13 protein-coding genes and 2 riboswitches are annotated in these 12,760 nt (G+C 51.7%); of the genes, 2 read left to right on the top strand and 11 right to left on the bottom strand.

All coding sequences use genetic code 11. From position 1 onward, the window contains the following. Positions 1 to 15: 15 nt before the first annotated feature. Positions 16 to 1,122 carry a bifunctional diaminohydroxyphosphoribosylaminopyrimidine deaminase/5-amino-6-(5-phosphoribosylamino)uracil reductase RibD gene (gene ribD, locus EDM55_RS23410; RefSeq protein ID WP_092273451.1) on the bottom strand — a complete coding sequence of 369 codons (1,107 nt, stop codon included), beginning with the start codon at positions 1,120 to 1,122 and terminating at the stop codon, positions 16 to 18. A gap of 132 nt (positions 1,123 to 1,254) precedes the next feature. Then, a riboswitch (FMN riboswitch) is annotated at positions 1,255 to 1,382 on the bottom strand. Between the two features lie 146 nt (positions 1,383 to 1,528). After that, positions 1,529 to 1,677: riboswitch (FMN riboswitch) on the bottom strand. Between the two features lie 82 nt (positions 1,678 to 1,759). Continuing rightward, positions 1,760 to 2,410: an HAD family hydrolase gene (locus EDM55_RS23405; protein ID WP_122961516.1), complete on the bottom strand. Its 651-nt coding sequence runs from the start codon at positions 2,408 to 2,410 to the stop codon at positions 1,760 to 1,762. Positions 2,411 to 2,482: 72 nt separating this feature from the next. Between EDM55_RS23405 and EDM55_RS23400 the strand changes: the two genes are divergently transcribed. Next, positions 2,483 to 3,055: a CatA-like O-acetyltransferase gene (locus tag EDM55_RS23400; protein WP_246071049.1), complete on the top strand. Its 573-nt coding sequence runs from the start codon at positions 2,483 to 2,485 to the stop codon at positions 3,053 to 3,055. A 64-nt stretch (positions 3,056 to 3,119) separates the two neighbouring features. On the opposite strand, the gene yunB is transcribed toward EDM55_RS23400, so the two are convergent. From yunB to EDM55_RS23375, 5 genes are all read right to left on the bottom strand, one after another. Continuing rightward, entirely contained in the window at positions 3,120 to 3,830 is a 711-nt protein-coding gene (gene yunB / locus EDM55_RS23395; protein WP_092273442.1) for a sporulation protein YunB, read from the bottom strand. A 57-nt stretch (positions 3,831 to 3,887) separates the two neighbouring features. After that, positions 3,888 to 5,075 (bottom strand): MFS transporter, encoded by a 1,188-nt coding sequence (locus tag EDM55_RS23390; RefSeq protein ID WP_246071047.1) that lies wholly within the window; start codon positions 5,073 to 5,075, stop codon positions 3,888 to 3,890. Positions 5,076 to 5,357: 282 nt separating this feature from the next. Continuing rightward, the gene (locus EDM55_RS23385) at positions 5,358 to 6,548 is read right to left on the bottom strand and encodes a PsbP-related protein (RefSeq protein ID WP_141295714.1); all 1,191 of its coding nucleotides are present in this window, start codon (positions 6,546 to 6,548) and stop codon (positions 5,358 to 5,360) included. Positions 6,549 to 6,662: 114 nt separating this feature from the next. Beyond that, entirely contained in the window at positions 6,663 to 7,103 is a 441-nt protein-coding gene (locus EDM55_RS23380) for a copper amine oxidase N-terminal domain-containing protein (protein WP_170184450.1), read from the bottom strand. Between the two features lie 25 nt (positions 7,104 to 7,128). Continuing rightward, positions 7,129 to 8,058: a S1C family serine protease gene (locus EDM55_RS23375; protein WP_122961513.1), complete on the bottom strand. Its 930-nt coding sequence runs from the start codon at positions 8,056 to 8,058 to the stop codon at positions 7,129 to 7,131. 199 nt (positions 8,059 to 8,257) lie between these two features. On the opposite strand from EDM55_RS23375, the gene EDM55_RS23370 reads away from it, so the two are divergent. Then, positions 8,258 to 8,719, top strand: a complete 462-nt coding sequence (locus EDM55_RS23370; protein ID WP_122961512.1) for a cysteine dioxygenase — start codon at positions 8,258 to 8,260, stop codon at positions 8,717 to 8,719. 139 nt (positions 8,720 to 8,858) lie between these two features. Here EDM55_RS23370 and EDM55_RS23365 read toward each other — a convergent pair whose 3' ends face one another. The 4 genes from EDM55_RS23365 to EDM55_RS23350 all read right to left on the bottom strand — a co-directional run bounded on the left by EDM55_RS23365 (position 8,859) and on the right by EDM55_RS23350 (position 12,674). Further along, positions 8,859 to 9,083, bottom strand: coding sequence for a sulfurtransferase TusA family protein (locus EDM55_RS23365; protein WP_092273430.1), 225 nt, complete (start codon positions 9,081 to 9,083; stop codon positions 8,859 to 8,861). 12 nt (positions 9,084 to 9,095) lie between these two features. Further along, positions 9,096 to 10,157, bottom strand: coding sequence for a YeeE/YedE family protein (locus EDM55_RS23360; protein WP_122923791.1), 1,062 nt, complete (start codon positions 10,155 to 10,157; stop codon positions 9,096 to 9,098). Between the two features lie 211 nt (positions 10,158 to 10,368). Beyond that, positions 10,369 to 11,685, bottom strand: a complete 1,317-nt coding sequence (locus tag EDM55_RS23355; RefSeq protein ID WP_122961511.1) for a globin-coupled sensor protein — start codon at positions 11,683 to 11,685, stop codon at positions 10,369 to 10,371. A 200-nt stretch (positions 11,686 to 11,885) separates the two neighbouring features. After that, positions 11,886 to 12,674, bottom strand: coding sequence for a YybI family spore inner coat protein (locus EDM55_RS23350; RefSeq protein ID WP_092273424.1), 789 nt, complete (start codon positions 12,672 to 12,674; stop codon positions 11,886 to 11,888). Positions 12,675 to 12,760: the final 86 nt, after the last annotated feature.

Genomic DNA, 12,760 nt, shown 5'->3' with positions numbered 1-12,760 from the left:
TCCCTCCCCTTTGCGTTATTCGTGCGGCTCCCACTGAGGGTAACCGACGATCCGAATATCCTGCTCACTCACCTGCTCGATGGAGGTGTTCGTCAGCGTAACGGCTTTATCCATCGTCGCAAAGCCTACCCCTCCGTACGACGTAGGGGAAAGCGAGCCTCCCACCAGCTTCAAGGAAATGTAGCTGATGATCTTTTGAATCGCCATCGCTTGCAAAAACGAGCCATTTATTTCTGCGCCGCCTTCGACCAAAAGCGAGGTGATCCCCCTCTCTCCCAGCTCTCTTAGGACATCTGGCACCCGGAGCGAAGCATCCAGTACGATCACCGTTACTCCCTTCGCCTCGAGCTCCATCCGTTTTTCCACGGGTGCCGCTGGCGTGGTAAAGATCCATGTCGGTGCCAAATGGTCAGCTACGACGCGTGCCGTCGAAGGTGTACGCAGCTCACTGTCGAGAATGATGCGCACAGGCTGCCGTCCGTACCTCTCACCGCCAACGCGTGCCGTCAGCTCCGGATCATCCGCCAATATCGTTCCCACCCCGACCAAAATAGCGTCATGGGTTCTGCGCAGCTCATGCACCTCACTGCGGGCCGCTTCCCCCGTTATCCAACGGCTGTGTCCCGTCGCCGTCGCCATTTTTCCATCCAGTGTACTCGCTGTCTTGACGGTTACAAATGGCTGCCTGGTTCGGATGTAATGAAAAAAGACTTCATTTAGCACAGTCGCTTCTGTCTCGCAAACCCCAACGGTGACTTCCACACCTGCGTCCCGCAGCAGACGAATTCCTTTTCCCGCAACCAACGGGTTTGGATCGAGCACGGCTACGACTACCCGCGATATCCCTGCTGCCACGACTGCTTCTGCGCAAGGCGGTGTTTTCCCGTGATGACTGCAAGGCTCCAGCGTCACATACAAGGTTGCCCCTTTTGCCTTCTCCCCCGCCATTCGCAGGGCATGCACCTCCGCATGAGGCTCCCCTGCCTTCAGATGAGCGCCCATGCCAACGATTTGTCCGTCCTGCACGATGACCGCTCCTACCAGCGGATTGGGACTTGTCTGCCCTTTTGCCGATCGCGCCAGCTCCAGCGCCATTGCCATGAAGCGTTCGTCTTGTCCCATTACTCTCTCCTCTTTTTTGTAGATTCCAGCCAGTCTTCACAAAACAAAAAGCCCTTGCAACATTCGTTTCAGGGCATAGGGAAAGAAGCCTTCCTGCATTCGTTTTTCAAAAAACAAACGAAGGAGAGCACTTCGCATCTTCTCCCATCCGGACTGTACCGTCGGCTCTGGATTTTCACCAGATCAGTCGCTTTCATACAAGTCAGCGAGTCGCGGGCTTTACCGCCGGTCGGGAATTACACCCTACCCTGAAGATTGCTTCGTATTCACATTATGTTGTGCTACAGGACCCTTCTTCCCTCCTTTTGTACAAATAAAAATGCCCGTGAGTTTTCGTCTCAGGGCATCGAGAAAAAAGCCTCATCGGAACCGTTTTTTTGCGAAAAAACAGCTGCGAGGCTATTCCAAATACCTTCTCCCATCCGGACTGTACCGTCGGCCTTGGATTTGCACCAAGTCAGTCGCTGCCCCAAAAAGCAGACAGCGAGTCGCGGGCTCAGACGTGCGTTCGTCATTACCGCCGGTCGGGAATTGCACCCTACCCTGAAGGCTGGTATTCAGTTGCGTCAAGTATAACACACTTTCGGACAAGACCGAAGCCTTTCTGTGTAAAAAGTATATTTTCCGCTAGGATTAACTAGAAATGGTTTAACAGCTCTCGCAGGCTTTTGACCGTCGCCACCGGTTTTACCCCCCGCTGCTCCATTTCACCCAGCTTTCCCTGGTAGGATAAAAAACGGATCCCCGCATCCTGCGCAGCTTTTCCATCGATCCAGGAATCGCCGATCATCACCCATGCCTCGAGCGGCCATTGCGGCTGCTGGCGCAAAATATAGTGAACGCCGGACGGAGATGGCTTTAGCTGTGTCATCTGTTCCCGGGCAACAATCTCTGTGAAATAATCAGAAATCCCGGTTTCCACCAGCGCTTCTTGTGCGGCGGCATAAGCGTTGTTCGTCAGAATGTAGAGCAGGTACCGATCGCGGAGCTCATCCAGCACTTCTCGCGCCTGCTCCTCCAGTACAGCCCCATGCATCCCATCCTTTTCCACGGCTGTGACTGCTGCCCACATCTCGTCCTCCAGCTCTTGCGTCATGAGGGAAGACTGCCTGCCGATCTCGATCAGCTGCGAAGCCGTATGATTCTGCAGGTTCAGCTCGGGCCCGCAGCAGCCGTGCATGAGCAGCAGCTGATAGATTGCCCGCTTCATCTCCGCAAAGTTAATGTTCGATTTCAATAAGGTGTTATCCATATCAAAAATAATGCCTTTTTCAAGTAGGTGGCTCATTGGTTCCTCCTCGTCCGTTTCACTGGCTTTCTCTCATAGTAACGGGAAATGTGTTTTTGGAACACCCTTATCATGACGGCCAACCTGGACATCACAAAGCTGCTTCCCATGCTCAAGCACAATGGATTCAAGCTTTACCCGGCGCTCATTCACATGCTCACGACGGTCGTAAACCGTCACGTCGAGTTCCGTATGGGCTATGATATGGATGGAAGGGTAGGGTATTGGGAGAGCATGTCTCCCAGCTATACCATTTTCCACGAAGATGACAAATCGTTCAGCAGTATCTGGACAGATTATCACAAAGACTTTTCCCAGTTCCACCAACACGTTCTCGCAGACCTGGAGGAATGCGGCGGGATCAAGAAATTTACTCCCAAGCCAAACGAGCCTGCGAACACGTTTCCCATCTCCTGCATACCATGGGTCAGCTTCACTGGCTTTAACCTGAACATCTACAATGAGGCAACCTACCTTTCTCCTATCTTTACGATTGGAAAATACTTCAGGCAGGCCGACAGCATCTTGCTGCCGCTCGCCATTCAAATGCATCACGCCGTATGTGACGGGTATCATGCTAGCATGCTTGTACAGCAGATGCAGGAAATAGCGGATGATTGCTCCACGTGGCTTCCCATAAAGTAAAGTAGAAAACAGCGACAGCACCGGACAGATTCTGCCGGGTTGTCGCTGTTTTTGTTCTGCTCCCTTATGGCTGGTCCGGCTCATCCGGAGTTTGCGCTCTCGGCACGTCCGGCTTTCCTTCTGGGCTGTTGTACAAATACTGCGGCACATCGCCGACGATCAGCGAGTGGGTGATCGGAATTTTCGTCGTGACTGTTTGCTCGTCGGTGGCAAATGGAATGACGATTCGCAAATCTACCTCTACGAAAATGTATACGGTGGCCAGCACCATGTTGATGCCTGCTTCTTTCAGCTCTGTCTCCAGCTTGGTTTTGACCGACCCAATCGGCATAAAGGTCACAGGCAGGTCTGGACCCATGTTCGCCAGAAAGCTGTTGCCTGTTGCAAGGCCGAGCGGGATCGAGCGATCTACCTTCTCCGCCTCAAACTCCTGGAGCTTGTTCTGAATTCGCGAGGTCGTTTCTCCGACGATCCGCGCATATTCCTTAAAGTTGAATTGATACGCCTGAATCTGCCCCTCGTTGTCTTTTTCAATCTGGACAATTTGGTTAAAGTCGACGCCTTGTTGGGATATCCGCTTGGTTACTGCGTCTGTTATTGCTTCTTTGGCCAACTGCTCTGTCTTTTGCGATGCCAGAATCAAGAGCGTCGGCTCCAGCCGTTTTTCCAGGAAGACCAGCGTTTGTATCGACATCACCAAAAAAATGACCAGTGCGATAAAAAACGCCTTCGTTTTGGAAAGCGGGTTCTTCCAACGCCGACGGGGTCGAAACATCCTCACGCCCGTCACCTCCCAATTGGTACATCCTATGGTCCGTGACAGGAAAAAAGACTACCCTTTCCGCAAGCAAAACCAGCCAAGCCCGACCACTCCGGCAAGATACACCAGCTGTGCGGCCATTACCATGCCAAATAACCCCAGTGAGGAAGCCAGAGCCGGTGCCGCCATAAACCCGATAAAAAACCCTACCCGGCTCAAAAGACCTTGGACACCCATCACCCTGCCACGAATGCGATTATCTGCCTGTTGAAGCAGCGTGCTCTCGTACACTTGCGATGCACCTGCCAACAGCCCTGCCAAGACCAGCAGCGCCAGCACCAGCCACATGCTCTTCCCTGCAAAGGCCGCCGTGATAACAAGCGACAGCAGAGAAGAGCTCACCAGCAGCCCTTGGAGCAAATTCCCTCTCCAACGTGCTGCCCCAAACGCACCTGCGGCAGCTCCCTCGCTCATCGCTGACCACATCAAGCCGTGCAAGACTGCATGACCGGAGGCAAACTGATTGGCAAGAGCGGGCAGGCCAAAATTATGTGACGCCGTGCTGATCGATTCGAATAAGGCAAGCAGACTGATGACCAGAAAGAGCGGCTGCTTCGCCAGGTACACCAGCGTGGCACGCAGGCTTCTTGGCTCCTGTGTATGCCCGGTCGCGCCCGTTGCATTTGTTGTTTTCGCTGACTCTTCTGCTCCCGACCGACTGTTCCATCGCAACCGGGTCAGGATCGCTGCGGAGAACAGAAACGTCACTGCGTCGCATGCGATGACAAACGCGTAGCCTAAGTGATCTGTCAAGAATCCACCGAGTGCAAACCCGACAATTCCTACTACAGATTCCAAGCGGACTGTCCATCCATTGACCCGGACGAGGTCTTCCTTTTCAAACATTTGCGGTAGAGATGCCTGAAAGCTGATGTGAAACAAGGTATACAGCATGCCTTTCAAAAAGGCGGCAGCGATGACTACGAGAGGAACAGGGAACACGACCATCAGGATGACCGACAAGCCTGCTCCCAGGTCGCTTACGATCATCGCCCGTCTCCGATCCACTCGGTCAGCCAGTACGCCTGCCAGCGGGCTAAACAGGATCCCTCCAATCTGACGCGCCACAAAGAAGGCAGCCAGCCAAAACGCCCCATTATCAAAAGTAAAGATCAACGCACTACATGCGATCAGGTCCATACGTGACCCAAGCGAGGATAGCGCATTGACATACAAATACGTTTTCATCGAAATATTCATTAGTCCAAACCTCCTGCTCCTTCCAGGCGGTTTAGCTCACACGCCCCCGCCCTAGCGGGTGCGTACACTGATTATGGCCGTTGACATGCACATGCCTCCTCGACTTTCAAAGTCCGAACTCGAACTTCCCTTCTCTCTTCGCATACGAACGGGGGCGCTTCCCCAAATCGTCCTGCCCGGCACCTGGTACCGTATGCTTATCATAGCAGCGAGTCATCGTCTTCTGAAAGCAAAAAACGCGGGAGAGCTTGGCAGCCCCCCGCGCTTTTATGCCCTATGCTTCTACTTCCCATCTGTAAACTGGATGGAGTCGATGATTTTTTGAAGCCGCTGCTCGAGCGCTTTGGTTTTGACCCATTCTGAAACCGTAAAAGCAATCATATACATATTTTTTCCTTTTTCCAGAAGATAGATCGTTTTCTCAAAACGCGCCCCGTCATTATTGCCTACTACGTATAGCTTGTATCCATTCGCTCCTGCCACGGTGATCGGCTTGTTTTCCTTGATGAGGTATGCATAGCTGGAGGAGTTTTCTTTGATCGACTGCTCGACTTCCTTGCGCACCGCCGCAATCTTGCCCGGTCCTGCGAGAATCATCGCATTTCCCCCGAGGAACTCATAGGTCTTCGTGATTCCGTCCCCACGGATTTCCTTCCAGTGCTCCGGAATGCTAATGGAGAACTTCTGCTCGGCAAACTTGATCGTCGCCATCTGATTCTGGTCGACCAGATCATCATCCGCTATTTCTCCCATTGCCGGATTCATTGCACTCTGATTAACTGTCAGCGATTGCTTGATCGTTTGGACCAGTTCTTTTTTCTCCTGTTCGGTTGCCTCCGGATCATACGCGATCTCGACATATACCTTGTAATTGCCTTTGAAGAAAAAGAAGTCATGCTCCGAATACCAGAAGGCGCCATCCGAGGAGCTGAATTTCTGCTCGATGGCAGGTACGCCTGCAACCATCGTGCTTGCTGGCGCAGAATCCACTTTTAAATAGCTTTCATTGATTTGGTCCCGATACATCTGCTCATGCCTTTTTGCCCAATCCTCTAGCGTCAGGCCTTCCTCCTTGGAGGTGATCTTGACCTTTATCCATTGCCTGCCGTCTGCACTGGAAAATTGCGTAAATGCCTGGTTGTAGGAATTCTGCCAATTTGCCGGAACCTTGAGCTTCAGCCCCATGTCCTCTTGAGTGTACCAGCGGAAGTTGCCTTCTACCGTGGATAGATCCTTCACCGTCGATCTTCCTTTTGGATAGGACAAAGTAAAGCTGTCCAGCAAGTCCTTGTAGCCGCTGTATTTGGCAGGATTGCGGAAGTCCGCCTCGTCGTAGATGACCAGAGTCACATAGAAAATGCGGTCCCTGCTTTGATAGGCACGTTCCTCATAGACCCAGCCACCCGAATCTTTGGAAATCAACCGTGCATACGGCTGTTTGGGATCATTGACAAAGCCGGTTGGATATTTCATGCTCCAGCCGTAATAGCTGTCACCGATCATCGTCTTGCCAAGATCGCTGTCCAGAGAGACGCCTGCCGCAGCAATCTCCTCTTGCTTGTTCCCGACGATGCTAACATCCTTCGTCTATGCATCCACGATGGCTTGCAGGCCCATAACCTGCGTCAGCAGGGTCAGCGGCACCATGGTCTTCCCACTTTTCACCTCAGGAGACGCTGTCAGGGTAACAGGCGAGCTGTTGACCCAGGCCTGCTTGCTGCCTGCGGAAAGCTTGATGACCTTGCCGTTGTACGAAAGCTCGATCATTTGATTCTGACTGTCGTATTGCAAGCCTACCCCGAATGCTGACGTCAAAAGACTCAACGGAATCATTGTCGTATCCTGGGACAAATAAGGCTGCTCAATCGCCATATCCTGACCGTTTACTTTTGCCTGGGCTGTATTCAATTTTAGCTTTACTTCCACGCGCTGGGCAGACGACTCTGCTGCCAGCACGGACTGGTTGGTCATCAGTGCTGCCGATAACATCGCTGTCACACAAAACACTTGCCACTTCCTCTGGATCATCCGATTTTCCCCCATCCTTTGCTCTCTACGGTTGTTTCCCAAACGTCACTTTGCGTTTAATCAGATCGCCGCCCGATTGCACCATGATTTCCACGGTTTGTCCCGGCAAATAGCTCTTCAAAAGCTCGTTGAACTCCACGAGAGTCGTAAACGACGCCTGGTTCACGGAATAAATGACATCTCCTGATTGAAACCCTGCCTTTTCAGCAGGTGAACCAGGCTCTACCCGAATTATCCGAAGCGGCTCCTTCGTTGGCAGTCCGACAACCGCTGCCCAGCTTTCCTCCAGCTCCGCCCCCCAATAGGGCCGGTTTACCTTTCCGTACGTAAAAACTACCTCTCCTTTGAGATTGACCAGTGGTCCTCCACTGTTCCCCGGATTGATAGAAGCATCCGTCTGAATTAAGCGGTACGTGGAGCTGACAGAGCGATCGACGCCGCTGATGATTCCCGCTGACGCCGAATTGCGCAGCGAGACAGAGATCGGGGTGCCGATTGCCACGTCAGTCTCTCCGACTTTTATCGAATAGTTCGCAGCAAACTTGGCAGGTGATAGACCCGTTGCTGCGATTTTTACCAGCGCCAGATCGCTCTCCTCGTCCATATTTGTAACGGTTCCGGTATATTGCTTGCCATCAACGGTAATGACGGTCAGGTTGTCCATTTCTTTGACGACATGGGCATTGGTCAAAATCCAGCCGTCTGCTTTGACGACGATCCCCGTCCCATGCGCCAGGTTAAAACGGTTGTCTCGGTTGTTCCCTTTCACTTCCGGCTTGCCGACAATCGCAACAACACTAGCTGATACCCGCGCGATGACACCCGGAATATCCGTCACGGCAGAAGGTGCTGGCGCAGACACTGGCGCTCCTGCCGCCGATGCCCAAGGGACCGTTGCGCCCATGATCGTCCATACAAGCAGGCTGTTAATGAGCAGACTTGTTCTTACCTTCATCTCAAAATCCTCCATTGCTTCATTTGCTAGATAACATATACAGCCGGGTTTTCATGCGAAAAGGGCCGCTCTTCCACTTGAAGCGACCAAGCTGCTCATACAAAAAACACGTTTGTCCACCTGCAGACGTCCTCACCGTTCCCCTCTACTTTTCATATTCTGGTGATGAACAAGATCAATGCTTCTGGGAGGTTGCCCCATGATTCACGCCCTATTAGAAAAAGCTTTCGGTTCTCTGACTTGTCCAACTCCAGCCGAGCTCAGAGCTGCCTTGGAATCTTTGCCGATTAGCCTCGAAACAATCTCTCCCTATGTTCCCGAGCCTGAAGATCTGCCCTATGGACGGAAGGTCCTGCTCGCCACGGAACACGTCGAAATCGTTCTCATCGTACTGCCTCCAGACAAGGAGTCAGCAGCCCATAATCACGGTGATTCCTTTGGGTGGGAATGGATTCTCGCTGGCGACCTCACCAATGTCATCTATTCACTGGACGAGGAAGGACGCGGTGTTCGTCCGGAGAAATCCGTTACCGTTCATGCTGATGACTTCTGTTATGTAGCCCCAGGAGTGATACACGCCATCCGAAATCAAGGGGAGACTCCGGTCGTTTCGATCAACGCCTATACGCCACCCTTGTGCGATTGTCAACAGTACAAATAATTAAGTATTAGTATAATTTAACATATGATCCTTTTTTTCCTGCTATGACTAAAAAACTCCCCTCTCGCTGGGTGTGACCAACAGAGCGCGTGAACCGTTCCGTTGTACCCAGAGAAAGGGGAGTTTCATATGCTTGCAGCTATTTCTTTTTCACCGTGATTGTCCAGGAAGCATCGTCGAGCTGCTCGTAATTCGTAATCGTGTGACCAGCTTCCGCTGCCCAGCGCGGAATGCTTTCCGTCGCCTGTGTGCAATCGAAATCGATGACGAGCTCATCACCGCTAGGAAGCGTCTCCAGCTTTTCTTTTGCCTCAATCAACGGGAAAGGGCAAACCATGCCAAGAACTTCGAGTTTGTGCTGCATGTTCTATTCCTCCTATGCGACAGTGACACTTGCGCTGTGCTGTTTTTTAGCTTGTAGCCGAGGACGTACATAGACAAAATACGAAGCCGTCCACGTACCCAAAATGATAAAGGACAAGGAAACCCAGCCTTGCCAGGTCATCATCGCCGTCATGACGAGACCGTTACCGATCGAGCAGCCACCAGCGAGACTCGCCCCAAAGCCCATCAGGATCCCGCCGGAGAAGCTGGAGATGGTCGTCTTCGCATCAGGTGCACGGAAGCGGAACTCCCTGCTTGCTTTCGCGGCAATAAAGGACCCGATCAGGATGCCCAGCACCAGGAATACGCCCCAGTTGATGTACTTCTCGCTGTCTCCTGTTACGATGTACTGCAGGATATTGGCCGATGGCGTCGTAATTCCCAGACCGGACATGCGGCCTGTTGCCTCACTGAGCGGCCATGCCAGCATGGCGATCAAGCCTACCAAAATAGCCGTCACAAAAGGATGCCAACGTTTTTCAAACAACAGATGAGCAAGACCCGTGCGTTTTGCACGCAAGGCAGGAATCGCTACCTTTGGTTTGCGCAGATGCTTGACGACCAGATAGAGCGTGATCGCCGTCAGGATCAGGATAAACGGCCATACCGACGTGCCGAAAGTAGCAGGGATGGAGTTCGTTGGCACCGTGTACCCTTTGAAGGCTTCGTTTACAGGAACAAGCACGCCGCTCTTCATGACGGCACTCATCAGCATATAGGCGAAAAGCGCGATCCAGCTGCCGATCAAGCCCTCCCCTGCTCGATACCAAGTCCCTGTAGCACAACCACCGGCAAGCACAATTCCGATCCCGAAAACGAAGGAACCGATTATCGTACCCAGCCAGGCAAACGAACCCGATTTAAACTGAATAAGGCCCATTTGAATCAGAGCAAATACACCAATGCTTTGGATCGCGATCGCTATCAGCAGCGCGTAAAACATCCGGTAGTCCTTTGCCAAAAACATATCGCGAAAACCACCAGTCAGACAGAAGCGACCTCGCTGCATCACAAAACCAAGCAACGCTCCGCATAAAAGCCCCGTGAATATCATTTGTCCTACCATTTTCGACCCCCACTTTATAATTCCGAGTAAACTTATGAAGATTAATGTTTTTCATTTTAGCACAAAAATCATGGGAGTCAACATGCAATTCCGACAGCTTGACCAGGCATTTATACCCTTTGCAAATCCGCTAAACAAAAAGCACATCCCTCCTTGCTTCGGGGTGTGCTTACTTTAAAACGCGATATTCCTATTAATCTTACAGACTTTCCGTAATTTCCGACAGCTCATCTGCCGAGCTGGCCACCTGCGCTACCGCCTGGTTCATGTCCTCCATGACGCGGAAGAAGTTTTCCAGCTCTTTCTGGATTTGCGTACTCTGCTGCTTGCCTTCCATGACCGCGCTCATGATCCCTTCGAAGAATGCATATGTCTCGCTGGTCATGGTCGTACTGGATTGAACGAGAGTCTGTATCTCGCTAAAGACCATCGCGAGCACGCCAGTCTGCTGATTTGTCTTTTCAATCAGCTCGCGCACGCCAAACACGGATTGCTTCGTCTGCTCCGCCAGCTTGCGCACTTCGTCGGCTACAACGGCAAAGCCTCTGCCCTGTTCACCTGCGCGTGCCGCTTCGATCGCCGCATTCAACGCGAGCAGGTTGGTCTGCTCAGCAATGGCCGTCACCACGTTGACGATACCGCGAATTTTTTCCGAGTTTTCTTCCAGAGTGCTCATTTCTTCCGCGATCTGTTTGGCACTGCCCTGAATCAGCTCCATTTGCTCCTTCTGCTTCTCCAGCTTCTCCTTGCCTTCCTGAGACAGCTGATGCGCTTTATTCGAGAAGCTTGTCCCGTTTTCTGCGAAACGAAGAACCTCGCGTGATTGCTCGGTCAGCTGCTGGACAGAAGCACTGTTCTCTTCGGAAACAGCTGCCAGCTCATGAGCAGAGTTGGCCAGGGTCGCACGCAGCTCATCCTTTTTCTCCTGCTCCAGGCTCCGCGCCCTTGCATGCTCGTTCTCGTATTCTTCCAGAACAATCTGTTGCTCGATGCTGAGTATTTTGGTAACGACTTTAACAGCTTGCACACACTCCGCTTTGTCCACTATGCTTTCGTTCAAGAGGTCGAGGATGGAGATCAGCAGGTTCTGAAAGGCACACATGTACCATTTGGGCTCGAGACCAATGCGCATGTGCATGATGGCAATCCGACTGCGCTGCTCGTAATATTCTTTGTCGATCTTGCCGCTAAACATCTCCTGGATATGGCGGTTCAATGTCTGTTTGAGGCGATCGATACTGCTGTACTTCTCCACGATCGTCATGAGAAGCTGCTCTTGCTCTATATTTTCATAAAAATAGCCGACTATTTTATCAATATTTTGAATGATCAGAGGCTGAAGTGCCTTCGCGACAGCCAGGTCATGCTCTGTCAAATGGATGAGGGACAACTGCTTCGCCAATTGAGACCCAGCATCGATATGCACTTCTCCATGTTCCTTTATCTCCTGAAAAAAAGAAGCTTTTTTCGATTTTCCTTTTAGTCCAAACAAACTGGAAATCGGGCATGTACTCATTCGGTGGACTCCTTTTCTGGCTGAGTTCTCAGCTTACGCTCATTGTAATATACTATAATTTTTTCCATCTGGGTATATCGTTTGGCTTATATCTTTATACCCTATTTGACAATTTCGTAAACGATCTCAAAATTTCCATCAGGCTTGTACAAATCAGGGCTGTCCTGCTCCTGTCGAACAGGCACAGCCCTGCTCCCAAATTATCGCTCTGCCTTTTTCACCTGTGCGCTCAGCAGCTTCCAGCCATTGTTCTCCCATTTCCATCTGGACTGAACATAGGCGATCGTATCTGCATTGGCTACCCCGCTCACACGCTGTTCTCCCAGAAGCTCGCAGGTTCCGTCACGCACCTCCACGGGCTTAAGTACACTGAACGTATTCGGCATCACCTCAGTTGGCTGGACGAGCTTGCCGTTCTTGTACACCCCGTTCTCTTCATAAATATCTTTGCGGTCGCTCAAATCGAGGACAGTCGTTTGATTCGTCTCTTTAATAGTTATCGGAACTTTATAGCCATCCTGATAGGCCCCTGTAATCGTCAAGGACTGGGGGACTGGCAGAACTGCGGGGTTGTTGTCCTTGTCACTGAACAAATAAAAGTCCGAAGTGCCACCGCTGCCTCCTGTAGGCGCCTGAATCCAGATTTGCTTGGTCTTGTTACCGGTGAAATCGCAGAAGGACATCTCGGGCTGGTAGCCGCCATACGTCGTATGAAAAAAGGAAACCTTCCTCGCGACAGGATCCTGCACCATGACCTTGAGTTTGTCGTAATACGGGCTGTCGGCAGCAAAGCGTTTTCCCAAGAGCGTCACCAGATCCGGCCGTCCATCTCCTGTGACATCCTGTCTCGCTATTTTCAGTTCCTCATAAACAGCAGGCGCAGGTGTGATCTGACTGGCTGCCGGCGGTGGAACATCTGCTCCTGCCCCGTTTACCCCCAAACCTACGATCATACTTGTCACAATACCTAGCAGATTGCTTGTCCACATGTGAAGACCACCTTTCCTTTTCGCTTCTCATTCTAGTATGCGCGATTTCAAAAAAGGCTAGTGACGACTTTGCTAGAAGATGTGCT

Source organism: Brevibacillus centrosporus, from assembly GCF_003710815.1.
GTDB classification, from domain to species: Bacteria; Bacillota; Bacilli; order Brevibacillales; family Brevibacillaceae; genus Brevibacillus; species Brevibacillus centrosporus.
The sequence above is the reverse complement of the archived record's forward strand: the minus strand, read 5'-3'. Positions and strand labels throughout refer to the sequence as shown.

What these genes read in the sequence shown, in the direction of transcription:
- ribD (WP_092273451.1), bottom strand. Translation starts at nt 1,122, where the DNA reads ATGGGACAAGACGAACGCTTCATGGCAATGGCGCTGGAGCTGGCGCGA.
- EDM55_RS23405 (WP_122961516.1), bottom strand. Translation starts at nt 2,410, where the DNA reads ATGAGCCACCTACTTGAAAAAGGCATTATTTTTGATATGGATAACACC.
- EDM55_RS23400 (WP_246071049.1), top strand. Translation starts at nt 2,483, where the DNA reads ATGACGGCCAACCTGGACATCACAAAGCTGCTTCCCATGCTCAAGCAC.
- yunB (WP_092273442.1), bottom strand. Translation starts at nt 3,830, where the DNA reads ATGTTTCGACCCCGTCGGCGTTGGAAGAACCCGCTTTCCAAAACGAAG.
- EDM55_RS23390 (WP_246071047.1), bottom strand. Translation starts at nt 5,075, where the DNA reads ATGAATATTTCGATGAAAACGTATTTGTATGTCAATGCGCTATCCTCG.
- EDM55_RS23385 (WP_141295714.1), bottom strand. Translation starts at nt 6,548, where the DNA reads ATGAAATATCCAACCGGCTTTGTCAATGATCCCAAACAGCCGTATGCA.
- EDM55_RS23380 (WP_170184450.1), bottom strand. Translation starts at nt 7,103, where the DNA reads ATGATCCAGAGGAAGTGGCAAGTGTTTTGTGTGACAGCGATGTTATCG.
- EDM55_RS23375 (WP_122961513.1), bottom strand. Translation starts at nt 8,058, where the DNA reads ATGAAGGTAAGAACAAGTCTGCTCATTAACAGCCTGCTTGTATGGACG.
- EDM55_RS23370 (WP_122961512.1), top strand. Translation starts at nt 8,258, where the DNA reads ATGATTCACGCCCTATTAGAAAAAGCTTTCGGTTCTCTGACTTGTCCA.
- EDM55_RS23365 (WP_092273430.1), bottom strand. Translation starts at nt 9,083, where the DNA reads ATGCAGCACAAACTCGAAGTTCTTGGCATGGTTTGCCCTTTCCCGTTG.
- EDM55_RS23360 (WP_122923791.1), bottom strand. Translation starts at nt 10,157, where the DNA reads ATGATATTCACGGGGCTTTTATGCGGAGCGTTGCTTGGTTTTGTGATG.
- EDM55_RS23355 (WP_122961511.1), bottom strand. Translation starts at nt 11,685, where the DNA reads ATGAGTACATGCCCGATTTCCAGTTTGTTTGGACTAAAAGGAAAATCG.
- EDM55_RS23350 (WP_092273424.1), bottom strand. Translation starts at nt 12,674, where the DNA reads ATGTGGACAAGCAATCTGCTAGGTATTGTGACAAGTATGATCGTAGGT.